The 22,702-nt window shown below is 51.3% G+C and carries 16 protein-coding genes, 1 tRNA gene and 2 rRNA genes; 12 read left to right on the top strand and 7 right to left on the bottom strand.

Annotation, left to right across the window (positions count from 1 at the left end):
* From WN56_RS10980 to WN56_RS10970, 3 genes are all read left to right on the top strand, one after another.
* Nucleotides 1-406: ribosomal RNA gene (locus WN56_RS10980) — 23S ribosomal RNA — on the top strand; the annotation flags it as partial.
* A gap of 115 nt (nucleotides 407-521) precedes the next feature.
* Nucleotides 522-637 (top strand): 5S ribosomal RNA (gene rrf, locus WN56_RS10975).
* Between the two features lie 101 nt (nucleotides 638-738).
* Nucleotides 739-815 (top strand) — tRNA-Asp (locus WN56_RS10970).
* Nucleotides 816-937: 122 nt separating this feature from the next.
* Here WN56_RS10970 and WN56_RS10965 read toward each other — a convergent pair.
* The 3 genes from WN56_RS10965 to rdgC form a co-directional block, all read right to left on the bottom strand.
* On the bottom strand, nucleotides 938-1,192 hold the full coding sequence (locus WN56_RS10965) for a YfhL family 4Fe-4S dicluster ferredoxin (RefSeq protein ID WP_021022889.1): 255 nt from the start codon (nucleotides 1,190-1,192) through the stop codon (nucleotides 938-940).
* Between the two features lies 1 nt (nucleotide 1,193).
* Nucleotides 1,194-2,540, bottom strand: coding sequence for a tRNA 5-hydroxyuridine modification protein YegQ (gene yegQ / locus WN56_RS10960; protein ID WP_046075038.1), 1,347 nt, complete (start codon nucleotides 2,538-2,540; stop codon nucleotides 1,194-1,196).
* Between the two features lie 123 nt (nucleotides 2,541-2,663).
* Nucleotides 2,664-3,572: a recombination-associated protein RdgC gene (gene rdgC / locus WN56_RS10955; protein ID WP_172970039.1), complete on the bottom strand. Its 909-nt coding sequence runs from the start codon at nucleotides 3,570-3,572 to the stop codon at nucleotides 2,664-2,666.
* 40 nt (nucleotides 3,573-3,612) lie between these two features.
* On the opposite strand from rdgC, the gene WN56_RS10950 reads away from it, so the two are divergent.
* The 5 genes from WN56_RS10950 (at nucleotide 3,613) to WN56_RS10930 (ending at nucleotide 11,838) form a co-directional block, all read left to right on the top strand.
* Nucleotides 3,613-4,968 carry an exonuclease SbcCD subunit D C-terminal domain-containing protein gene (locus WN56_RS10950; RefSeq protein WP_082084450.1) on the top strand — a complete coding sequence of 452 codons (1,356 nt, stop codon included), beginning with the start codon at nucleotides 3,613-3,615 and terminating at the stop codon, nucleotides 4,966-4,968.
* A gap of 3 nt (nucleotides 4,969-4,971) precedes the next feature.
* Complete coding sequence (locus WN56_RS10945; RefSeq protein WP_046075036.1) at nucleotides 4,972-8,739, top strand: AAA family ATPase; 3,768 nt, start codon at nucleotides 4,972-4,974, stop codon at nucleotides 8,737-8,739.
* Nucleotides 8,740-8,846: 107 nt separating this feature from the next.
* Nucleotides 8,847-9,536, top strand: a complete 690-nt coding sequence (gene phoB / locus WN56_RS10940) for a phosphate regulon transcriptional regulator PhoB (RefSeq protein WP_046075035.1) — start codon at nucleotides 8,847-8,849, stop codon at nucleotides 9,534-9,536.
* A gap of 38 nt (nucleotides 9,537-9,574) precedes the next feature.
* Nucleotides 9,575-10,870, top strand: a complete 1,296-nt coding sequence (phoR, locus tag WN56_RS10935; RefSeq protein WP_046075034.1) for a phosphate regulon sensor histidine kinase PhoR — start codon at nucleotides 9,575-9,577, stop codon at nucleotides 10,868-10,870.
* Nucleotides 10,864-11,838: a PstS family phosphate ABC transporter substrate-binding protein gene (locus WN56_RS10930; protein ID WP_052708066.1), complete on the top strand. Its 975-nt coding sequence runs from the start codon at nucleotides 10,864-10,866 to the stop codon at nucleotides 11,836-11,838. The genes phoR and WN56_RS10930 overlap by 7 nt, the downstream gene beginning before the upstream one ends.
* A gap of 66 nt (nucleotides 11,839-11,904) precedes the next feature.
* Here WN56_RS10930 and ppx read toward each other — a convergent pair whose 3' ends face one another.
* Genes ppx through WN56_RS10915 form a run of 3 tightly spaced genes read right to left on the bottom strand, consistent with a single transcriptional unit; the run spans nucleotide 11,905 to nucleotide 16,036 of the window.
* Nucleotides 11,905-13,416 carry an exopolyphosphatase gene (gene ppx / locus WN56_RS10925; RefSeq protein ID WP_046075033.1) on the bottom strand — a complete coding sequence of 504 codons (1,512 nt, stop codon included), beginning with the start codon at nucleotides 13,414-13,416 and terminating at the stop codon, nucleotides 11,905-11,907.
* Complete coding sequence (ppk1, locus tag WN56_RS10920; protein ID WP_046075032.1) at nucleotides 13,391-15,505, bottom strand: polyphosphate kinase 1; 2,115 nt, start codon at nucleotides 15,503-15,505, stop codon at nucleotides 13,391-13,393. The genes ppx and ppk1 overlap by 26 nt, the downstream gene beginning before the upstream one ends.
* Before the next feature lie 21 nt (nucleotides 15,506-15,526).
* Nucleotides 15,527-16,036, bottom strand: coding sequence for a glycine cleavage system protein R (locus WN56_RS10915; RefSeq protein ID WP_046075031.1), 510 nt, complete (start codon nucleotides 16,034-16,036; stop codon nucleotides 15,527-15,529).
* Nucleotides 16,037-16,337: 301 nt separating this feature from the next.
* Here WN56_RS10915 and WN56_RS10910 point away from each other — a divergent pair, with 301 nt between their 5' ends.
* From WN56_RS10910 to phoU, 4 genes are read left to right on the top strand one after another with little or no spacing between them, the layout of a single operon-like run.
* A complete protein-coding gene (locus WN56_RS10910; protein WP_046075030.1) occupies nucleotides 16,338-18,566 on the top strand; it encodes an ABC transporter permease subunit in 2,229 nt (742 codons plus the stop codon).
* A gap of 17 nt (nucleotides 18,567-18,583) precedes the next feature.
* Nucleotides 18,584-20,230 (top strand): phosphate ABC transporter permease PstA, encoded by a 1,647-nt coding sequence (pstA, locus tag WN56_RS10905; protein WP_046075029.1) that lies wholly within the window; start codon nucleotides 18,584-18,586, stop codon nucleotides 20,228-20,230.
* A gap of 18 nt (nucleotides 20,231-20,248) precedes the next feature.
* Nucleotides 20,249-21,067 carry a phosphate ABC transporter ATP-binding protein PstB gene (gene pstB / locus WN56_RS10900; RefSeq protein WP_046075028.1) on the top strand — a complete coding sequence of 273 codons (819 nt, stop codon included), beginning with the start codon at nucleotides 20,249-20,251 and terminating at the stop codon, nucleotides 21,065-21,067.
* A gap of 10 nt (nucleotides 21,068-21,077) precedes the next feature.
* Nucleotides 21,078-21,785 (top strand): phosphate signaling complex protein PhoU, encoded by a 708-nt coding sequence (gene phoU / locus WN56_RS10895; protein WP_046075027.1) that lies wholly within the window; start codon nucleotides 21,078-21,080, stop codon nucleotides 21,783-21,785.
* A 3-nt stretch (nucleotides 21,786-21,788) separates the two neighbouring features.
* Here phoU and ppk2 read toward each other — a convergent pair whose 3' ends face one another.
* Nucleotides 21,789-22,601 (bottom strand): polyphosphate kinase 2, encoded by an 813-nt coding sequence (ppk2, locus tag WN56_RS10890; protein ID WP_046075026.1) that lies wholly within the window; start codon nucleotides 22,599-22,601, stop codon nucleotides 21,789-21,791.
* Between the last annotated feature and the right edge of the window lie 101 nt (nucleotides 22,602-22,702).

Genomic DNA, 22,702 nt, shown 5'->3' with positions numbered 1-22,702 from the left:
CTCGATGTCGGCTCATCACATCCTGGGGCTGAAGTCGGTCCCAAGGGTATGGCTGTTCGCCATTTAAAGTGGTACGCGAGCTGGGTTTAGAACGTCGTGAGACAGTTCGGTCCCTATCTGCCGTGGGCGTTGGATGATTGAGGGGAGCTGCTCCTAGTACGAGAGGACCGGAGTGGACGAACCGCTGGTGTTCGGGTTGTGTCGCCAGACGCATTGCCCGGTAGCTAAGTTCGGCACAGATAAGCGCTGAAAGCATCTAAGCGCGAAGCTGGCCCCGAGATGAGTCATCCCTAGAGCTTCGAGCTCTCTAAAGGGTTGTTCTAGACTAGAACGTTGATAGGCAGGGTGTGTAAGCGCTGTGAGGCGTTGAGCTAACCTGTACTAATTGCCCGTGAGGCTTAACCATACAACACCCAAGAGGTTTTGGGTTGGACTCGAATAAAGCCAGTTGATTGTGGCGAGAACGAACAGCTTTCTAGATTACGTGTTTTGACTGAAAAGTGAAGACACACCAAATTTTGCTTGGCGACCATAGCGCTTTGGACCCACCTGACTCCATGCCGAACTCAGTAGTGAAACGAAGCAGCGCCGATGGTAGTGTGGGGTCTCCCCATGTGAGAGTAGGACATCGCCAGGCTTGCTTTCTTGTTTTCAGATTTTTGGAAAAATCTGAAGGCAAAAACAGATTTAATCATCAAAGCAAATAGATGTAAGACTTTGATGAGACAGAATTGGTGCGGAGTGGTAGTTCAGTTGGTTAGAATACCGGCCTGTCACGCCGGGGGTCGCGGGTTCGAGTCCCGTCCACTCCGCCACTACTTAGAAACCCTAGCTGAAAAGCTGGGGTTTTTTGCGTTTAAAGCGCCCCTTTAGTGTTAGGGTTATTGCTGGAGAATAACAAGACATAAAGAAAGCGCCTTGCGGCGCTTTTAATGGCTTAGGCCATCCCTTGGATGACCACAAATTTTTCTAAGAGCTGATCCTCTGTCTCGACATTATCGGGATCGGTGATAATGCATTTGGAGATAGGGCAGACCGACTGACACGTTGGCTTGTCGTAATGGCCTTTACACTCGGTACATAAATCTGGCTCGATCTCAAAGATCTCGGAACCCATCGAGATGGCCCCGTTGGGACACTCGGGCTCACACATATCGCAGTTTATGCATTTATCGGTGATGAGTAGTGCCATATTACTTACCCGATGGGTTACGTGTATCTTGTCCTGATTGCAGGTTACGCATCAGTAGCGCGTACTCTAGATCCATATCTTCTGGCACAGGAATAAATACGAAGTGGCCGCTACCTTTGGCATCAGTGATGGTTTCTGACTTACGGTTTTCCATCGCTTCTAAGGTGAAATGGACATTGCCTCGCGGTGTCATCAGCTCAAGGCTGTCACCGAGCATAAATTTGTTTTTCACTTCCACTTCAGCCAGATCGCCACGACGCTTGCCGGTAAATTCGCCGACAAATTGCTGTTGGTCAGAAACCGAATAGCCATAGTCATAGTTTTGGTAGCTATCGTGGGTGTGTCGACGTAAAAAGCCTTCGGTGTAGCCTCGGTGTGCAAGGTTCTCGAGGGTATTCATCAGGCTCTCATCGAACGGTTTACCGGCCACGGCATCATCAATTGCTTGGCGATACACCTGTGCTGTACGTGCGCAGTAATAGAAAGACTTAGTGCGACCTTCGATTTTTAGCGAGTGCACGCCCATTTGGGTCAAGCGTTCAACGTGCTGAATGGCGCGCAAGTCTTTTGAGTTCATGATGTAGGTGCCGTGCTCATCTTCGTACGCGGCCATCAACTCACCCGGGCGTCCGCCTTCTTCAAGCAACACGACATCATCAACTGGCTCGCCTTTACCCAAGGTTGGGGTCACTTCTTGAACTTGTACGACTTGGCCTGCGTCGTCTTCTTTGCCTTTATGCACTTTGTAGTCCCAACGGCAGGCGTTGGTACAGGTGCCTTGGTTTGGATCACGCTTATTAATATAGCCTGACAACAGACAACGGCCAGAATACGCCATACATAGCGCGCCGTGAACAAACACCTCAAGCTCCATTTCAGGGCAGTGTTGGCGGATGTCTTCGATCTCTTCCAGTGATAGTTCACGCGATAAGATCACACGTTCAATCCCTTGCTGCTGCCAAAACTTGACGGTCGCCCAGTTAATCGCGTTGGCTTGCACGGAAAGGTGGATTGCCATATCAGGGAAGTGCTCACGCACCATCATAATCAAGCCAGGATCGGACATGATCAGCGCGTCAGGGCCCATATCGATAATTGGCTTGAGATCGCGAATAAAGGTTTTTAGCTTGGCGTTGTGCGGCTGAATGTTACAGACCACGTAGAACTTCTTACCCTGCGCATGGGCTTCGTCGATGCCTATTTTCAGGTTGTCGTGGTTAAATTCATTGTTGCGCACACGCAGGCTATAGCGTGGCTGGCCGGCATACACGGCGTCGGCCCCATAGGCGAACGCGTAGCGCATATTCTTTAGGCTACCGGCGGGAGAGAGTAATTCTGGCGTAAACATAATTCCAAGCTTGAGTCTGAGTATAAGTCAGGCACCTTCACGTTGAAGGTGAGTGTGGGCGCCATTTTACTGTGACATTACCCACACTACCAGCCGAATTTACCTAATCTTTGTGGGGGTTAGTTAGTCGGTTTTTAAACCGCCTAACGCGGTGAATAAGCCATCTAGAAGGGTGTCGAGCTCGCCGCACATCAGCGATAAGTCGGCATCGAGGCGGGCTGCGACATCTTCTCGGTCGATGTCAGCGTTTTGATCGCGAATTTCCTCGGAGAACTTCAGTCGCTTCACGCTTAAATCATCGCCTAATATGAAGTCGACTTGTTCTTGCCAGTCCATGGACAACTTGGTGACTTGCTTGTCTGCCTCCAGGTGCGCCTGAATTTCATCACTGGTGAGATCTTGCTGTTTACATTTGATCACCCCACCTTCTTCCAGCAGTGCTTTGAGTTCTGCTTCATCACCGAGGTGAAAGCCTTGCGGCGCTTGGCCTTGCTTGACCCATTCGGTCATTGCATGCTCTGCCGGGGTCTCGGTTTCAACGGGAACGACGGGTAAGCTGCCGATGGATTTCCGTAGAAGGGCGAGCAACTCTTCGCCTTTTTTGATACTGGCGGCATCAACTAATACCAAACCTTTATCCGCCATAATCAAAGCGCACATCTGACTTTGACGCGTGAAGGCACGCGGTAAGAGCTCCATGACCACATCGTCTTTTAGGCTATCTTTCTCGCGCTTTTTCAGGCGTTGCCCTTGGGCTTGCTCCATGGCGTCAACTTTCTCTTCCAAGGCGTCTTTGATCACCGACGCGGGAAGCAACTTTTCTTCTTTGCGAGCGCGGATCAGGATATTGTTACCGCTGACATGCGTGAGCATATCGCCATGCTTACCCAGTGCATTGTCCCAGCCAAACTTTTGCATGTCCTGGCTGCCACAAGGGGTAAAGTCGAACTCCCTCAGCTGGCTTTCCAGTTGTGTTGGATCGAGGGGAATATCACGGGTAAGACGATAGACGAGTAAATTCTTAAACCAAATCATGGCGAGGCTTTATCCATCCTGTTGTGAGAAAGGCAACATGGTATTGCATTCACTCTCGAATGTCGCTGCAATTAGCGTAGAATTTAACCCTGCTCGCGACTTCAGCGAGACAAACTTGCCCAGCTTCCTCAATGAACGGATTACCTCAGTTGTGTTAAAGATCATTCATACCTCCGATTGGCACCTTGGTCATCAGTTACATGGCTATGATCGCCAATATGAACATCAAGCCTTTCTCGATTGGCTTAAGCAATGCCTCATTGATGAGCAAGCCGATGCCTTATTGGTGGCGGGAGATGTGTTTGACAGCGCCAACCCCCCCGCCAGCGCTTGGCGAATGCTGTATCGTTTTTTGGCTGATATTGCCAAAGCACTGCCACACTTAAATGTGGTGATCACCGGCGGGAACCATGACTCACCTAGCAAACTCGACGCCCCACACGAGCTACTGAAAGCCTTTGATTTACACTTAATTGGTGCCATTGCCCGTGATAGTGACGGTCACCTAGATACAGAACGTATGCGAGTGCCTATTACCGATAAGTCAGGCGACGTCGCGGCTTGGGTATTGGCGGTGCCTTTTTTGCGAAGTGGTGATTTGCGTACAGAAGGACTCGATGAAAAGGACGATCGGCTTATTGAGGGAGTGCGACGTATTTATCAGCAAACGGAGCAAGCTGGGCGTGAAAACGCGCGCGCTGATCAGGCGTTGATAGCGATGGGCCATGTGTATATGGCCAGTGGTGAGTTGTCAGAAATGTCAGAGCGGCGCATTCTTGGGGGGAATCAGCATGCGCTGCCGGCGGATATTTTCAGTGAGGATATTGCCTATGTCGCGCTTGGACATTTGCATTTAGCTCAGCAAGTGGCAAAGCAAACACGGATTCGTTATTGCGGATCGCCCATCCCTTTGTCGTTATCCGAACGCCACTATCGGCACCAAGTGTTAGCGGTAACGCTTGAAGACAATCAGCTACAAAGTGTGATCCCACATTATGTGCCGCGTGCCGTTGATTTATGGCAGGTTCCGGAACAGCCCTCACCGTTGGAAACAGTACTCGACGCACTGGCGGGACTCACGCTTGAGCCTTTACCGCTGTCGCAGCAACCTTTGCTTGATGTCCCTGTTTTGTTAGATAAGCCCCAGCCGATGCTCAGGGAAAAAATTCTAGCGGCCTTGGATGGTAAACCTGTGCGGCTTGCCAAAATCACACCGCATTATCGCGAGCAACCACAAACAAGTGGCTTTCGACAGCAACGTCTCTCGGAGGTCGAGCCCTATCAGGTGCTTCGCCATGGTTGGCAGCAAAAGTATCAAGGTGAACCTGATACGGCGTTATCAGCAACGTTTTCTCAGTTATTGGAGCAACTGGAACAGGACGAGGATCAATAAACGATGAAAATCCTGGCATTACGTGGCGAGAATTTGGCCAGCATTCAACATCCGTTTGCATTGGACTTTTCACAAGGACCGCTGGGTGACAGTGGCTTGTTTGCGATCACAGGCAAAACGGGCGCGGGAAAGTCGACGCTTTTGGATGCAATTTGCTTGGCGCTTTACGACAAGATCCCGCGCTTTCAGTCCAATAAAAAGCATGATGCGGATATTGGCTTGGGCGACCCGGCCACTCGGGTTAAAGCCAATGATGTGCGCAGTATCTTATCGCGTGGTAAAGGCGAAGGGCACGCGGAAGTGGATTTTGTCGCCTATGACGGTAGCCGTTGGCGTGCGCATTGGTCGGTGCGCCGTGCACGCGGTAAGGCGGACGGCCGTATACAGGCGAGTGAGCATTGGTTGGAGAACCTCGCCACAGGCCAACGTATCGCCGGTAAAAAACAGGAAGTACTCAGTGAAATAGAGCGCTTAGTGGGACTGAGCTATGAACAGTTCCGCCGTGCGGTGATGTTACCGCAAGGGGATTTTGCCGCTTTCTTAAAAGCGTCTGCAGATGATAGAGCGGCCTTGCTTGAGCGCATGACAGGCACTGAAATATATAGCCGGCTGTCGCAAATGGCGCACCAGCGGGCACGTGATGAAAAGCAAGCACTGGATCAACTGACCCAACAGTTGGGCGATATTCAGTTACTCACGGATGACGAAGAACAGCAATTGCATCAAGAGCAGGCGCAATGCCAGCAGCACATTCACGATTTACACACTCAGCTCCGAAAACTCAATGACTATCGCCAACAACACACGCATTTTGCGCAAGCGCAGCAGGGCGTTGAGACGGCTCAGCAGGCGCTCGATGAAGCGAGTGAAGCGCGAGAGAGCATTGCCGCCCGGCGTGACGCGTTGGACGAGATAGAGCGTGTCCAAGTAGCTCGGGACGATTGGCAAGCGGTGCAGACCACCCAATGGCAACGGCAGGCGCTCACACTCGAACGCCATCAGCTCGCGCGTGAAGAACGTCGTATAGCCCAAGCGTATGAACAAGAGGCTGAACGTTGGCGCGACGCTAATCGGGCAGTGGCGGAGGCCGAGCAAAGCTGGGCGGAGCTTGAGCCTAAAGTACGGCAAGCGCAACAGATAGATACCCAACTGTCTGGCATTGAACGGCAAATGCATGAGCAAAACCTAGCGCTGAATGAGCAACAGCAAAAGTATCGACAAGCCCAACAGTCTTTTGCGCAAGCGCGTGCGCAAGCCGAACAACAGCAACAACGTGAGGCGGCGATAGAAAAAGAAATCGCCCGTTATGGTGACTTTTCTCATGTGGCGGAACATTATCAACCTGTGTTTGATAACCTGCGCCAGTACCTCGATTGCCAAGATACACTCTCGGCGCTGCAAGAAGAGTATCAAGCCCGTTATCATCAGCAGCAACATTGGCAGCCGCAACGTGACAAGTTGGACAAAGACATTGCCCAAGTTGATGACAGCAGTGCGCAGCTGAAAGCCAAGCGACAAGCGTTAGAGCCTGAGGCGCTGCAGGCAAATCAAGACGCGGATCAGGTGCGGTATAGCAAACTGCACACGCAAAAGCAGCAGCAAGAAGCGGTGCTCAATGAGGGAAAAAACTGGCAGTATTGGCAAGAGCGCTGTCAGCATAACCAAGCGGAGCTGGAAAAACATCAAGCACTGTTTGCAGACAGCCAAACCCAGTTAGCGCATTTGAAAGACACGCTGACCCGTGAGCAGGCTCAGGTCGAAGAAGCACAAAATAGCCTCCAACAGGCGATGGCGGTGGTCGAGCTTGATGATCTTCGCCAAACTTTACACGAGGGGGATCCTTGCCCGCTTTGTGGGGCCACCGAGCACCCCTACCTGCACCATGCCCCCGCGATTGAAGGCATGATCGCGCAGCAGCAGGCGCGTGTAGACGCCTTGCAAGCATCGTATAACCAACATCACGCCGAGTATTATTACTGGCAAAGGCAGCACCAGCAAAGCCAGCACGCGTGTGCCGAGTTAAAAGAGCAGGGAGCGGTTTGGCAGGCTGAGCGACAGCAATGCGAACGAGAGGTACATGCTGCGATCGCTGAGCTGGATGAAACCATCGACTTATCACGTCCACTCAGTGACATCCTCGGCGAGATTGACGCACAGGCGCAACCAACCTATGCCGAGTATCAAGCCTGTTATCAAGCGATGACAGAGCGCCAACAACAGCTTGCCCACATTCAGCAAATGGATACGGCCATTGCCGAACTCCAGCATGCACGTGAGCAGCTAGTGGCTCGACGTCATCAACTCGACCAGTCACTGACAGAGTGTGAGACACGGCTCAATGCGATTGATGAGCAATGGCAGCAGCAACAGACGCAAGTGACTCGAGTCAGCCAATCGCTGGATCAGCAATTAGGCGCTGGACAGTGGCTGGCGAGCCTGCAACAGGTTGGCGCCGCGCATTATATCCGCCAGATGGAGCAAAAAATTCAAGCCTATCAGGCACTGCAAGACGAAAAAGCGGCGCTTGCTGAGCACAAGCAACAAAGAGAGACCGACCTCGCCTCGCTTTCGCAGCAGTGCCAGAGCTTGTCAGAAGATATTCAAGCCCGGCAAGCCCAACTGGTGACCCTCGCACAAGAGCATCAACAGCAAAGTGCCGCGCGCCAAGCGTTGATCCCGCAATCAGATCTGGAGGCGCTAGAGCGAGCCTACAAAGCGACCATTGAAGAACAAGTTGCACAACGTAACCAAGCCGAGCAAGCCTACACGCAGGCCAGTGAAAAGCGTGCTGGTGTGCAGGCGCGCCAGCAAACGCTTGATACCCAGCAGCGTGAGGCGGATCAGCGCTACCGCGCAAGTGTGAGACGTTGGATCCAATGGCAGCCGGAACTCGGTGTTCATCAGTATGATTTGATTGGCGCGCTGTCGTATAGCGAGGTATGGCGCGCCAATGAGCGACAGGCGATCAGCGATGTTGAAGCGCGTTATCAAGAAGCCAAAACGCGCCTTGATGAGCGTCAGCAACAGCTTGTTCATTGTCAGCAAACCATGGCAGACACCAAAGCTTGGATAGTGGCACAGCAGCTACCTGATGATGATGCGTCTCTCAGCGCACAGCAGTCACAGTGGCAGCAAGCGCTCGAGGAGCAGGAGCCGCGCCTCTTTACGCTTCGTCACCAATTGACTGAGTCAGAAAAAGCCAAGCACCAAGCCGGCTCACTGACTGAAAAAATAGAGGCGCAGCGGCATCAAACGGAACAATGGCTAAAATTGGCTGATCTGATTGGCTCCGCGAGCGGGGCGAAGTTCCGAAATCTTGCCCAATCTTTAACCTTGTCTCAGTTAGTGGATATCGCCAATGAGCACTTGGCGTCATTGTCACCACGTTATGCACTGCAAACGGTGCCGGATAGCTTGCTGGCGTTACAGGTGGTCGATCACGATATGGGTGATGAGGTGCGCAGTGTCGAATCACTGTCTGGCGGAGAGAGCTTTTTAGTCTCGCTCTCGCTGGCGCTAGCACTGGCCTCTTTAGCGGCAGATACCCGCCAGCTTGGCTCTCTATTTATTGATGAGGGCTTCGGCACCCTAGACCCTGATAGCTTAGAAATGGCGTTAGCCTGCCTGGATACCCTGCAAGCGGATGGCCGACAAATTGGGGTGATTTCGCATGTGAATACACTGGTTGAGCGGATTGGTGCACAAGTCCGTGTAGATAGCCAAGGTGGCGGCGCAAGCCGTGTATTAGTGACACAGCAAGGTGTAGGCTAGGTCACAGCCTGTCGACACAAGGGGAAAATAGCTCGCGCTGGGTCACAAAAATGTCATAATAAATCCACATAATGGCGCCAGTTCAATGATAACACTAGGTAATTATCATGGTTAGACGGATTCTCGTTGTTGAAGACGAAGCCCCCATTCGCGAGATGCTTTGTTTTGTACTTGAACAAAAAGGTTATCAAACGGTTGAGGCAGAAGACTACGACTCGGCACTGGCGCAAATATGCGAGCCTTACCCAGAAATGATCCTGATGGATTGGATGTTACCTGGCGGATCGGGGCTCAATCTTATTAAGCACTTAAAGCGGGAAGAGTTAACCCGACAAATCCCCGTGGTAATGCTGACCGCAAGGGGCGAAGAAGAAGACAAAGTGCGAGGCTTAGAAGTAGGGGCCGATGACTACATCACCAAACCTTTCTCGCCGAAAGAGCTGGTGGCGCGATTAAAAGCGGTGATGCGCCGCGTGTCGCCGACAACCTTGGATGATGTCATTGAAGTACAAGGGTTGAAGCTTGACCCTGTCTCGCATCGAGTGACCGCCAATGATAATCCGCTAGACATGGGGCCGACCGAGTTTAAGCTGCTGCACTTTTTCATGACCCATCAAGAGCGAGTATATAGCCGCGAGCAGCTACTCAATAACGTGTGGGGCACCAATGTCTATGTTGAAGATAGAACGGTGGATGTGCATATTCGTCGCTTGCGCAAAGTGCTGGAAGCCGGTGGACACGCTAAACTGGTACAAACCGTGCGCGGCGCTGGATATCGTTTCTCAACACGTAGTTAAATCCCGCCTACATCAGGTGTAGGCTGCATGGAGACGCAATGGTCGAACGACTGTCTTGGAAGAAGCTAGCCTGGGAGCTGGCTTTTTTTTATTTACCTTGGTTTATCATAGGTTGGCTGTTTGGTGGCCTACCTTGGCTGTTGCTTGGCGCCACCGTTGCCATGCTGCTTTGGCACCTGCATCAGCAAGTCAAGCTGTCGGATTGGCTTTGGAAAGACAAAAGCCTGATGCCACCCTCAGGCACCGGCTCCTGGGAGCCTTTGTTTAATGGGATTTATCGCTTACAAAAGCGTAATCGTCGTCGCCGTAAGGAGCTGGCGAATCTGATTCGTCGCTTTCGCAACGGGGCAGAGTCTTTACCGGATGCGGTGGTGGTTTTTGAGCGTGACGGTGCCATTGTTTGGTGTAACAAATTAGCTCAAGAACTGCTCGGCTTGCGTATGCCTGATGATAATGGCCAGCATATCAGTAATCTTATCCGCGCCCCTGAATTCGTCAGTTATATTGCTGATGCCAATTACGATGTGCCGCTCGAGATGCGCTCTCACCTCAATAGCGCGCGCACACTTGAGTTCCGGACCATGCCCTATGCGGAAGGCGAATATTTGATGGTGGTGCGTGATATCACTCAGTTGAAGCAACTGGAAGGGATGCGCCGCAACTTTTTCGCCAATGTTTCACACGAGCTACGCACGCCGATGACGGTTTTGCGTGGCTACTTAGAAATGACTGAAGATCCGGAGATGGTTGTTGGTCCCATGTGGCCGAAAGCACATGGAGTGATGACCGAGCAATTGTCTCGGATGGAGTCACTGGTAGAACAGCTTTTGACCCTGTCTAAAATTGAAGCAGCGGCCAAGCCTGAGCTGGATCATCATGTGGATGTGCCAGCCATGCTTGATGTGCTACAAAAAGAAGCCCAAGCCTTAAGTGGTGATAGTGAGCATGTACTTACGTTTGAAGTTGATACCAGCCTCAAAGTGAAAGGCAATGACGATCAATTACGCAGTGCGATTTCCAACCTGGTTTATAACGCAGTAAAGCACACCCCGCCCAACGCTGGGATCACTGTGCGTTGGTATCGCGCAAGCAAAGGCCCACGCTTGGAAGTACAGGACAGTGGTGAGGGGATCGCGCCGCAACATTTGGATCGGTTAACTGAGCGTTTTTATCGGGTGGATAAAGCCCGCTCCCGTGAAACGGGTGGCAGTGGCTTAGGATTGGCGATCGTAAAACATGCGTTAAGTCATCACGATGCGGAATTAGATATTCAAAGTGAACTCGGGGTGGGGAGCACGTTCTCCTTTACCTTACCGGAGCGGTTAGCATGTTAAAGCGGTTTATTGCCACAGCCAGCCTGCTAGTGAGCATGGCGGGCTTTAGCCATGCCGACACGCTGCCTGATTATCAACGTAGCAGCGGTATATCCGGTAACTTGAGCTCTGTCGGCTCAGACACCCTAGCCAATATGATGGCCGCTTGGACTGACGGGTTCAAACGGCTACATCCAGGGGTGAATATACAGCTACAAACGCCAGGCTCTGCCTCCGCCGCCCCCGCGCTGGTGGAAGGGACCGCACAACTTGGCCCCATGAGTCGTCCGATGCGGGTCAGTGAAGAAAATGCGTTTCAAGCACGTTTTGGCTATCCTCCTACCGCGGTACCCGTTGCGGTGGATGCGATGGCCGTCTATGTCCACCAAGACAACCCTTTACGCACCATCAGTTTTCAACAGTTGGATGCGGTATTTTCTCGCACCCTCTGGTGTGGGGCGAGTAAACCGGTGGCAACCTGGGGGCAATTGGGCTTATCAGGCCGTTGGGCCAACCGAGATTTGCAATTATTCGGCCGTAACTCGGTATCCGGTACCTATGGTTATTTTAAGCAAGCTGCGTTGTGTCGTGGGGATTTTCGAGCCGATGTGAATGAGCAGCCCGGCTCGGCGTCTGTTGTGCAGTCGGTGGCCTCTTCGCTGAATGCGATCGGGTATGCAGGGATCGGCCATCAAGCGTCAGGGGCGCGCATGCTGGCGATTTCACACCAAGGAAAAGAGGCGATAAAGCCCACCCCTTCAGCGATTCGAACGGGTGAGTACCCCCTTACCCGTTATTTATATTTGTATATCAATAAAGCGCCCAATCAGCCGCTGGCGCCACTTGAATCGGCATTTATGCGTTATATTTTGTCGGCGCAAGGGCAGAAGGCGGTGAGTCAGCAAGGCTATATTCCCTTGCCGGCTCAAGCGGTGCGCGCGCAAAGACAGGCATTAGGGCTGGATGCGTCGCTAAAAGGCTCGCGTTAAGGGTTTAGACGTTTAGGGACTCAGCGTTGCGGAAGCGACGGCCTCCACTGGACGCTTGTCGTGCTCTCAGTCGCTAAAGGTCAGCCCCCAGTTTACTGACTGCCAGTATGCCTGCTCTGCTTCCAAGTCCGCCGCGAGCAAACGGTTCTCTTGCAGCCACCCGGTAGGGAAGGTGAGTTGCCATGCCCCTTTTTTGTCGACACTGAGAGCAATCTCTGGCAAGGCCTCGTCGTTACGTTGTGAGTGCAACACACAGGCTAACCGTAGTGCGCAAATCAGCGTCTCGATGAGCTTAGGTTTAAACAAGGTAAACTTAGGCATTTCATTGAGTTTTAGCGCCTTACGATGGAAGCGCGCGAGGGTGGCTAGCACGGTTTGCTGCTCTTGGTTAAACCCAGGCAAATTGGTGTTGCGCAGAATATACGCAGAATGCTTGTGGTAGCCAGGATAACCAATGCTTAACCCCACTTCGTGCAGCAGCGCAGCCCAATTCAAAAGCCCGGCGAGCTCTGCTTTCTTACTACCCTTATCCGGCTCGGCTTGCGCATAAAAATACGCTGCTGTGTGTTGCACGCGACGGGCGTGACTCAGGTCGATGTTGTAGCGTGCTGCCATATCATCCGTCGTACGACCACGGATATCGGTACGCTGAAAGCGGTCTTCCATTTCATAGAGCAACCCTTCTCGTAACGCACCATCAGAGAAGCGCATCGATTCGATGGCAAGCGCATCAAAGATCCCAGAAAGAATCGCCACGCCTGCGACGAAAACCGGTTGGCGGTCGACCGACAAGCCCGGTAAATCGATACTGTCACTGGTTTTAAACTTCAGCAGTTTTTCGATCAGGTTATCTAACCGCTTACGGGTGATAATGCCGTCTTCATCACCCAGGCCGATAATCACTTCACGAATCGCTTTGATGGTGCCTGACGCGCCGAGCGCCACTTGCCAGCCAGCCTGACGGTATTGAGAAGCCAAGCTTTCTAGCTTTTGTTGGGTGGCCAGCTGTGCGGCGGCAAATTGCTTAGGCGTAATGTTGCCTTTGGGGAAAAAACGCTCGTTATAACTGACGCAGCCAACCCGTTTACTGTTAACCAGTGCGGGCTCAAAGTTATCCCCGATCACTAATTCTGTACTGCCGCCCCCAATATCAATCACTAACTTCCGGCCAACGTTTTGCTGCGTGTGGGAGACGCCCATATAAATAAGACGCGCCTCTTCCTCCCCGGAAATAATTTCAATCGGGTAGGGCAAAACCTGTCTTGCCCGCTTGATGAAGGTGTCGACATTGCGGGCCTGGCGCAAGGTGTGGGTGGCGGCGATACGGACATTCTCCATATCTAAGCCGTTCAGCCGTTCAGCGAACATGGCTAAGCACTCGACACCACGGCTGATCGCCTCATCACTGAGGCGATGTTGATCATCCAACCCTGCAGCCAGTCGCACACGTTGTTTATGGCGACTCACTATCTGTAACCCTTCGCCAACGACGCGCGCGACGACCATATGAAAACTGTTAGATCCGAGATCAACCGCTGCGATTTCGCGCGGCTTATCCTTTGACTGGGGGTGTGTCATGTTGCAACTTTTCCGCGTTTTTGAGTTCTTGGCGCTCTGCGTGCTTAAGGTAATCATAGATCTCGGTCTGAGAGCGGATCTTTTTCTTGTTACCCCGTTTGACGTAGGCGTTGGACATGGCTTTATCGATAACGCGGGCTTTCGCGCGATCGGAAAATTGAATCTCCAAGATGGCCATGATGCGATCTTTCAGTCTGGGATCGCGAATGGGAGCCCCAACTTCAATCCGGTTATCGATGTTGCGAGTCATCCAATCGGCAGACGAAATATACATATCACGTTCACCGCCGTTTTCAAAGGCAAACACGCGGGGATGCTCTAAGAAGCGATCAACAATGCTGATTGCTTTGATATTCTGACTTACCCCTTTAACCCCAGGCACTAGCGAGCACATGCCGCGTACGATGATGCGAATTTTCACCCCTTCATTGCTGGCTTTGTACAGCAGGTTCACTAGGCCTTTGTCGACCAGGTTGTTGACCTTGAGCGTAATACCTGCCTTACGTTTGGCCTGCGCATGCTCAATTTCACGCTCAATCAGTTTATACATACGACGCCGCGAGTTACGTGGCGAGACAATTAAGTGGTTGAACTTTACAGGACGATACGGGTTTTCAATAAACTCAAATACTTTGCGGATTTCTGACGTCAATGGCTGATCCGCTGTAAACAGCGCGAAGTCGGTATAAATTCGCGCCGTTTTTTCATGAAAGTTACCTGTGCCGATATGGCCATAATCGCGTAGCACGCCGTCTTCACGACGAGAAATTAAACACAGTTTCGAGTGAATTTTGAGCCCGGGGGTGCCAAACACGACTTTTACGCCAGCATCCGTGAGAACCCGTGACCATTCGATGTTGGCTTCTTCATCAAAACGTGCTTGCAGCTCGACCACGACGGTCACGCGTTTTCCGTTGTTGGCAGCATCAATCATCGAGTTGATAATGCGAGAGTTTTTCGCTACACGATAGACGTTAATCCGAATACTACGCACTTTAGGATCAAACGACGCCTGACGCACCAGTTCAGTCATATGGCGGAACGTATGATAGGGATAATAAAGTAGAATATCGCGTTCGCGAATAGCATCGAAGGCATTGTTTTGTAGTTGAAAATCAGCCGATTCGAACGGTGGCAAAGGCGGGTTTTCCAGGTATTTACGTCCAACGTTCGGAAAGCCGATAAAATCACGAAAGTTGTGATAGCGAGCACCCGGTAAGACACTGTCGTAGTCGGAGATTTTTAATACCTGAATCAATTTGCTCACCATTTCCGGTGGCATATCGCGTTGATAAACAAACCGAACCGGTAGGGCGGTTAAACGCTGATCCAAGCTCTCTGACATGTTTTCAAGCAGGCTGTGCTCCACTTCATTGGTCAGATCGTATTCCGCATCGCGGGTCATCTTCATCGCGTACGCTTCGACAGTATCGTAGTCGAAAAAACCACTAAAAATTTGGTCTAAACACAAACGGATAATGTTATCGAGTAAAATGATGGTTTTTCGCTGCCGTTTTCCTTTTGGCTCAGGAACTTTAACAAAGCGTTCTAATTCATCAGTTGGGATCTCTATCAGCGCATACTTGGGCTCTTCCCCTTCTTTTTTCAGCTGTACGGCGAGGTAAGAGTAGGCATCTTTCAAAAAGCTTAAAACATCGACGTCCTTGTTAAGCATAATTGGCGTGATGTAAGGCAAAATATTGCTTCTAAAATAACGTTTTAGCCACTGCGCTTGATGGTCAGAGAGTTGACGTTCGTTAACTAAAAAAATATGGCGGCGTGCCATTTCGAGCAAAATATCGTTGTAAAGATGATCAAAATCTTGATTCAGTTTGACGACTTTCGCTTGAATCTTGCTCAATAGCTCTTTGGCATGACTTTCCACTCCGCGTTCTTCATCGATAATGATGCGCCGTTTCACGTCGGCAAACCGTACTTGATAAAACTCGTCAAGGTTGGATGAAAAAATGCCTAAAAACCGAACTCGCTCAATAATAGGCACACTTTTGTCCGCGGCCTCTTGCAGGACACGTTCATTAAAAGACAGCCAGCTAAGTTCTTTGTCGACATGATAAGAGTCTAAAGTCATAACGCGTAAGAAAATCCTGTTCTACTGAATAAAATTGCTGTCAAAATCGACAATCAAGTCGTCTGACAACGTTTCAAGGGCTTCATGCAATACGTTAATGTCCGCTACCGGCGGAACCGTTAAATAAAAATCTGCGGTGAAAATTTGCCCGCCCGTATTGGCGGCGCTTTGTGTTTGCGTGTTGAGTTTGTTGATGGTGACGCCATGAGCGGCGAGCAGCTGGCTGAGCGCTTGCACAATGCCGCGCCTGTCGTTGCCTGTTACCGACAACGTATGGGTAATCGGAGACGGTGAGGCGGGCGTCGCATCGGTGATGAGCAACTGTAAACCATCGAGCGCGCGTAACGCATGGACCAGCGCATCAGCGTACGTGTCTGACACCGAAATGTGAATGATGCCGGCAAACTGCCCTGCTAGCTGACTGAGTCGGCTGGCTTGCCAGCTGCCGTGATGATTGAAAACCGTGTGTGATATTTGATCAACGAGGCCAGCGCGATCTGGGCCCACTAATGTGATAACAAAGTGCTTCATGCGTGATCCTTACGGCGATTCTTTAGACAATTATTGAGGCCAGTCAAGGTGTTGTCTATGCTGCTGGAGGCTAAACTCACGAAAGTGTGCCCAATATCAACTTGAGCAAGCCTAAAGCCCGTTTGTTGCATATTTATTGCGTGGCGATAGCGTGACTAGGCGTTGATGACCACTCACGATACACTGGACGACAGTGATGCGATGCCGTGTTTGTGAAAGGCGGCGTCGTGCGTCTCGCTGTCACAAAATTGTCATTGTAATGACATACAATGCAGGGCTTGCTTAATAAAAAGAGGCACGAATGACCCACTCTTCACCATCATTAACGGACACCAGACCGGCGCGGCGTTTTAAAGATAAACTGACTCGCCAAACGGTACGTCTTGGTGGCGTGATGGTATTAGTGACCCTGCTGCTTCTTTTCTTCTACTTACTCACGGTGGTGGTACCGCTTTTTCACCAAGCGAGTGTGAGCTTGAGTGAGCGTTTTACCTTAGCCACTCCCGGCGTGCCTCAATACATTGGTGCCGATACGCGCAATCAACTGGTGTATGGCTTGGATGATCGAGGTGTGTTAACGGTTGCCAAACGCCCGCAACGGTCTGAGACTCCCACAGCCAGCGCCGTGCTCCGCGCGCAAACGGTATTACAGCAGCCGCTATCCAGCATGGATAAGCCTGCGATAAGCCGCGTCGAAGCATCTACGCCATTTTTGGCGGTGGAAAAGACGCCTGGGCGCGTAGCTGCTTGGCAATTACGCTTTCGTACACAATACCAAGCTGACGCCTCAGTGGTCCCTCAATTGTCCACTATGCCGGCCTTTGGTCGTGAGTTGATCGTGGACGCGAGCGCGCAGCCGCTTAACCAGCTGACTGTTGCGGTGCCGGATAGTTTACACGGTCAAACCATCCCGCCCGTGCTGGCTGCTGTCACTCAGGATAACCATTTGGTGGTTTTTCGTGGTACGCAGAAAAGCATGGTGCCTCTTTCGCAAACCGTTGACCATATCGCGTTATCAGGAGACGGGCAGCGCTTGTTTGTGCATCAACAAAATCGTTTAGCGATTTGGCGCGTAAACGGGAACGATTTAGCGTTGCGCGAAACGGTTAATCTCGACAATGTGGTCGCCAGCCCAGTCACGAAAATGTCGATGCTAGCCGGGGGACGCTCTTTGCTCCTTCAGCACCAAGATGGCACCGTCACACAATGGTTCGATGTGGTGAAAAATGGTGAGCCATCGTTAACTGAAGTGCGCGCGTTTTCACCGGGGGAGGGCGTGGCACGTCTCGCACCTGAGCGTCACCGTAAAAGTCTGGCGATGGTAGATGAAACGGGACGACTTAGCCTAGTGCATGCCACCAGTGAGAAACAGCGCCATTTCGATGCTCAGTTTACCGCGCTGCCCGACGCTTTGGCGTTTACGCCTCGTGCAAATGGGCTGATTGCTGTGGTCGACAATCAATGGCAATGGTTGACCGTCGACAATCCTCACCCAGAAGTGAGTATTCACTCACTATGGCAGAAAGTGTGGTATGAAGGGTACTCGTCTCCGCAGTATGTGTGGCAGTCGACCTCTGCGGATGACAGCTTTGAAGCCAAGCTCAGTGTGGTGCCCGTGATTTTTGGTACCTTAAAGGTCGCTTTGGTTTCTTTAATTTTTGCGGTGCCGATGGCGATTGGCGCAGCCATATACACTGCTTATTTTATGTCATCCGGGCTCCGGCGTTGGGTGAAGCCGACGGTGGAAACGATTGAAGCGTTGCCCACCGTCATTATCGGCTTTTTGGCCGGTTTGTGGCTGGCACCCTGGGTTGAGTCGCACATTGCTAGCGTCTTTTTGTTGCTCCTGCTCATCCCTATTATTTTACTTGGGCTAAGCGGCGTGTGGCGCATGATCCCTAGGTATGTGCGACGCCGCTTACCTGATAACGCGCAGATAGTGGTCATTATTCCGGCGTTATTGATGGTGGGCGTAGTAGCCGCTTACCTTGGACCATGGGTAGAGCAGGTCTGGTTAGGGGGCGATGCGCGCCAGTTTGTGACGCATGAACTGGGTATCGGCTATGATCAGCGCAATGCGCTGGTGGTGGGTATCGCCATGGGATTTGCGGTAGTCCCAACCATTTTCTCTATTGCCGAAGATGCGATTTTTTCTGTGCCCCCTCACCTTAAAAACGGCGCCTTGGCCTTAGGGGCGACACACTGGCAAACCTTGATTCGGGTGGTGTTGCTTACCGCAAGCCCTGGTATTTTTTCTGCCGTAATGATGGGCCTTGGGCGCGCGGTCGGTGAAACAATGATCGTACTGATGGCAACCGGTAACACGCCTATCATGGATTGGAATTTGCTCGAAGGACTACGTACCTTATCGGCCAATATTGCGGTGGAAATGCCGGAGTCTGAAGTCGGTAGTTCCCATTATCGAGTGCTGTTTTTAACCGCTTTTATTCTTTTTGTCTTCACGTTTGTCTTTAACACATTGGCAGAGCTGATCCGTCAGCGTTTGCGTGACAAATACAGCAACCTTTAACCGAGATGAGAATGCGCATGCGTCCATGGATAAAATCTGGCACTCCTTGGGTTTGGATGACGGCCGGAATGGTCAGCGTCAGTCTGATTGCGATTCTTGGGGTGCTGTTATTGCTCGGCTATCGAGGCTTAGGCTATTTCTGGCCGACACCGGTCACCAGCTTTGAAGTGAAGAGTGAGCAGGGAGTAGAAACCGTGGTCGGGCAAATATATCGAACCGATGAGGTTGATGCGACGCAGCTCAAAGATGCTGGTGTTGTATTGCCAGCCTATCGCCAGCCCAGCTACCAACGTTTGGTGGTAAAAACCGGTAACCGTGAGCAAGAAGGGATCGATTTTCGTCAATTGCTGGCGTTTCAGATAAAAAGTCAGCACACACCCGTTGAAATGGCGATGATCGAGCGAAATGAAAATGGCATGTTCTACGGCAAGCCTCAAGCATACGTCGACGCCGGCGGCCACCAACATGCATTAGTGCTGTCTGAACTTTATCAACGCCTGGAAGATTTAGCGGCGCGTCGAGAGGTGATCAATGACATCGAGCAAGTACACCTAGCGAGCGTTAACTATCAGCTGGAGCAGCTGCGGCTGGAGGAAAAGTCCCTCTCATTAGATAGCCAGCTAAACACGGCAGAAAAAAAACGAATTGATAAGCGTCGTTCACAGCTGCTATCGCAATACCAGCAGTTAGAGAAAAAGCTCAAACAGCTGCGAGAAAAACAACAAACGGGTGCGCTTGTTGTTGAAGATAGCCACGGTGACGCCGTGGCGTTGCCTCTGCAAAATGTGATTAATGTTTGGTATCCCAACGCCATGAGTGCCGTTGATAAGCTTAAATTTTGGGGCTACCAGGTTGCGACCTTTTTATCCGAATCTCCACGAGACAGTAATGCGGCGGGGGGCGTTTTTCCGGCGATTTTTGGCACCGTTTTCTTGGTGCTATTGATGTCAGTGATTGTCACCCCGTTAGGGGTGCTCGCCGCGGTATATCTTCACGAATACGCGCCGAAAACGGCATTCACGCGTATTATTCGCATTGCCGTGGTTAACCTCGCCGGGGTACCGTCAATTGTGTACGGTGTGTTCGGGTTGGGCTTTTTTGTCTATTTTATCGGTGGCACCATTGACGATGTATTTTATCAAGCGGCGCAGCCGGCACCGGTTTTTGGGACACCAGGTATTCTCTGGTCGGCGTTAACCTTGGCGATCCTCACCTTACCTGTGGTGATTGTGTCTACAGAAGAAGGGTTGGCTCGGATCCCCACCAGTGTTCGCCATGGTGCGTTTGCCCTTGGGGCGACACAATCAGAAATGCTCTGGCGGGTGGTTCTGCCGATGGCCAGTCCTGCGATGATGACCGGGTTGATTTTAGCGGTTGCGCGCGCAGCCGGAGAAGTGGCGCCCTTAATGTTGGTGGGGGTGGTTAAGGTCGCCCCCTCTTTGCCAGTGGATGGTAACTTCCCGTTTTTGCACTTAGAGCGGAAGTTCATGCATCTGGGCTACCATATTTATGATGTCGGCTTTCAAAGCGCGCACATCGAAACGGCGCGTCCTTTGGTATACGCCACGTCGTTTTTGCTTGTGTCTGTGATCGTGGCGCTCAATTTGTCCGCGATTGGTATTCGTCATTACTTGCGTGAAAAGTATCGCGCATTGGAATTATAACGATAAGGATCCCGCTCGATGTTTTCGATAACGCCACCCATAGGTGTCACGCCTAGCTTAGACTTGGGGAATTTGCCTGACGAGCAAACCGCGTTAGCTATTCGGGATCTCAACCTTTACTACGGGTCGACCCAAGCGCTGTTTGATATCAGTATGCGTATTCCCAAAGGGAAGGTCACTGCGTTTATCGGACCGTCTGGGTGTGGTAAATCGACATTGCTACGTTGTATTAATCGGATGAATGACTTGGTGGATGGTTGCCGTGTTCGAGGCGGGATCACCCTACACGGGCAAAATATCTATCACCGCGACGTGGATGTACCAGCATTACGCCGTCAAGTGGGGATGGTGTTTCAGCGTCCTAACCCTTTCCCCAAATCTGTCTATGAAAATGTGATCTTTGGACTGCGTTTACAAGGGATCAATGATCCCAGAACACTCGATGATGCCGTCGAGCGTTCATTGCGTGGCGCGGCATTATGGGATGAGGTGAAAGATCGCCTTAATGACAATGCGTTTGGGTTGTCCAGTGGGCAACAGCAACGGCTGGTGATCGCGCGGGCGATCGCGATTGAACCTGAAGTGTTGCTGCTTGATGAGCCATCGTCAGCGTTGGATCCCATCTCAACCTTGACCATTGAAGAGCTGATTAATGATTTAAAGAATCAATACACAGTGGTGATTGTTACCCATAATATGCAACAAGCGGCGCGGGTCTCGGATCAAACGGCGTTTATTAACATGGGACGCTTGGTGGAATACGCGGATACCGATACCTTGTTTACCACCCCACAAAACAAACAAACCGAAGACTACATCACCGGGCGCTACGGATAAGGAGCAGGCCTTGGATAACCACAATATTAGCCGTCATATTTCTGGTCAGTTTAACGCAGAGCTTGAAGCCATTCGCACCCACGTGCTGGCAATGGGCGGCTTGGTTGAGCGTCAGCTAACCGATGCGCTGCGCGCCATGCACAATCAAGATGTGGAGCTCGCGCGCCATGTTATTCGTGAAGATCACAAAGTGAATGGCATGGAAGTGGCGATTGATGAGGCATGTACACGCATCATTGCTAAACGTCAGCCCACCGCGAGCGATCTGCGACTGGTGATGGCTATCATTAAGACCATCACTGATCTTGAGCGCATTGGTGATGTTGCTGACAGTATCGCTAAAATGGCTCTCGACAACTCGAGCTATTCTCAGCAGCCGTTTTTGGTATCACTCGAAGCGTTAGGTCAGCGTGCCGCTAAAATGCTGCACGATGTGTTAGACGCCTTTGCGCGCATGGATATTGATGCGGCAATGAAAGTCTATCGTAAAGATGACTCGTTGGACCGTGAATACGAGGGGATTTTGCGACAGCTGATGACCTACATGATGGAAGATCCACGCTCGATTCCCAATGTGCTGAAAGTGATGTGGTCGGCCCGAGCCATTGAGCGAGTGGGCGATCGGTGTCAGAACATTTGTGAATACATCATCTATTTTGTCAAAGGCAAAGACGTTCGACACATTCAAAAAGAGGAGCTGGAAAAGCTCCTCAAATAATCGCTACTCGTCGTCTATCCAGTCACTGACGGCGTCTGGGACAAAGCTCTGGTCATGCAAAGGCATACGCACGTAACCTTCCTTATTGATTTCTGGGAGGGTGACTGCGGGGTAGTCAATTTCTTGGTAAGGGATTTGTGAGAGTAAGTGAGCGATGCAATTGAGCCGAGCGTGCTTTTTGTTATCGGCTTCCACCACCCACCAAGGGCTTTCTTTGGTGTCGGTGTAGGCAAACATGCGGTCTTTGGCTTCACTGTATTGCACCCAACGACTACGAGACTCGAGATCCATGGGGCTGAATTTCCAACGCTTTATTGGGGTGTTAATCCGCTCCGCGAAGCGCTTTTCTTGCTCCTCGTCCGATACCGAGAACCAGTATTTAATTAAGATGATCCCAGAACGGATCAACATTCGCTCAAGCTCGGGGCACGTACGAAGGAACTCTTCATATTCTTCATCGCTGCAAAAGCCCATGACTCGCTCGACGCCGGCGCGGTTATACCAGCTACGGTCGAACAAGACAATTTCACCACCGGCGGGTAGGTGCTCAATGTAACGCTGAAAATACCACTGTGTGCGTTCACGCTCTGTGGGCTTATCTAGCGCGACGACTCGACAAACACGCGGATTGAGCTTTTCGGTGATCCGTTTAATCACGCCGCCTTTACCGGCGGCATCGCGCCCTTCAAAAATGACCACCACTTTCAACTGCTCTTGCTTGACCCATTCTTGAAGTTTGACCAACTCAGTCTGTAATTCGGTTAGCTTTTTCTCGTAGTGTTTTTTGCTGATCTTGTGTGCTTTTTTATCCGACAAGGCCGCTCTCCTTTTACCACAGCGATGGGATCACGGTAGAAAACTCACTTTTCGGATGCAATGGATTCAAGTAGCGAAAGCGTATATCACCTCAAAAGACT

Source organism: Salinivibrio sp. KP-1, from assembly GCF_000968645.1.
In the GTDB taxonomy this organism is placed as follows: Bacteria; Pseudomonadota; Gammaproteobacteria; order Enterobacterales; family Vibrionaceae; genus Salinivibrio; species Salinivibrio siamensis.
Note: the sequence above shows the minus strand (reverse complement) of the source record. Positions and strands in the feature narration are given on the sequence as shown.

Coding starts and splice junctions, on each gene's coding strand:
- WN56_RS10965 (WP_021022889.1), bottom strand. CDS start 1,192: ATGGCACTACTCATCACCGATAAATGCATAAACTGCGATATGTGTGAG.
- yegQ (WP_046075038.1), bottom strand. CDS start 2,540: ATGTTTACGCCAGAATTACTCTCTCCCGCCGGTAGCCTAAAGAATATG.
- WN56_RS10950 (WP_082084450.1), top strand. CDS start 3,613: ATGGTATTGCATTCACTCTCGAATGTCGCTGCAATTAGCGTAGAATTT.
- WN56_RS10945 (WP_046075036.1), top strand. CDS start 4,972: ATGAAAATCCTGGCATTACGTGGCGAGAATTTGGCCAGCATTCAACAT.
- phoB (WP_046075035.1), top strand. CDS start 8,847: ATGGTTAGACGGATTCTCGTTGTTGAAGACGAAGCCCCCATTCGCGAG.
- phoR (WP_046075034.1), top strand. CDS start 9,575: ATGGTCGAACGACTGTCTTGGAAGAAGCTAGCCTGGGAGCTGGCTTTT.
- WN56_RS10930 (WP_052708066.1), top strand. CDS start 10,864: ATGTTAAAGCGGTTTATTGCCACAGCCAGCCTGCTAGTGAGCATGGCG.
- ppx (WP_046075033.1), bottom strand. CDS start 13,416: ATGACACACCCCCAGTCAAAGGATAAGCCGCGCGAAATCGCAGCGGTT.
- ppk1 (WP_046075032.1), bottom strand. CDS start 15,505: ATGACTTTAGACTCTTATCATGTCGACAAAGAACTTAGCTGGCTGTCT.
- WN56_RS10915 (WP_046075031.1), bottom strand. CDS start 16,036: ATGAAGCACTTTGTTATCACATTAGTGGGCCCAGATCGCGCTGGCCTC.
- WN56_RS10910 (WP_046075030.1), top strand. CDS start 16,338: ATGACCCACTCTTCACCATCATTAACGGACACCAGACCGGCGCGGCGT.
- pstA (WP_046075029.1), top strand. CDS start 18,584: ATGCGTCCATGGATAAAATCTGGCACTCCTTGGGTTTGGATGACGGCC.
- pstB (WP_046075028.1), top strand. CDS start 20,249: ATGTTTTCGATAACGCCACCCATAGGTGTCACGCCTAGCTTAGACTTG.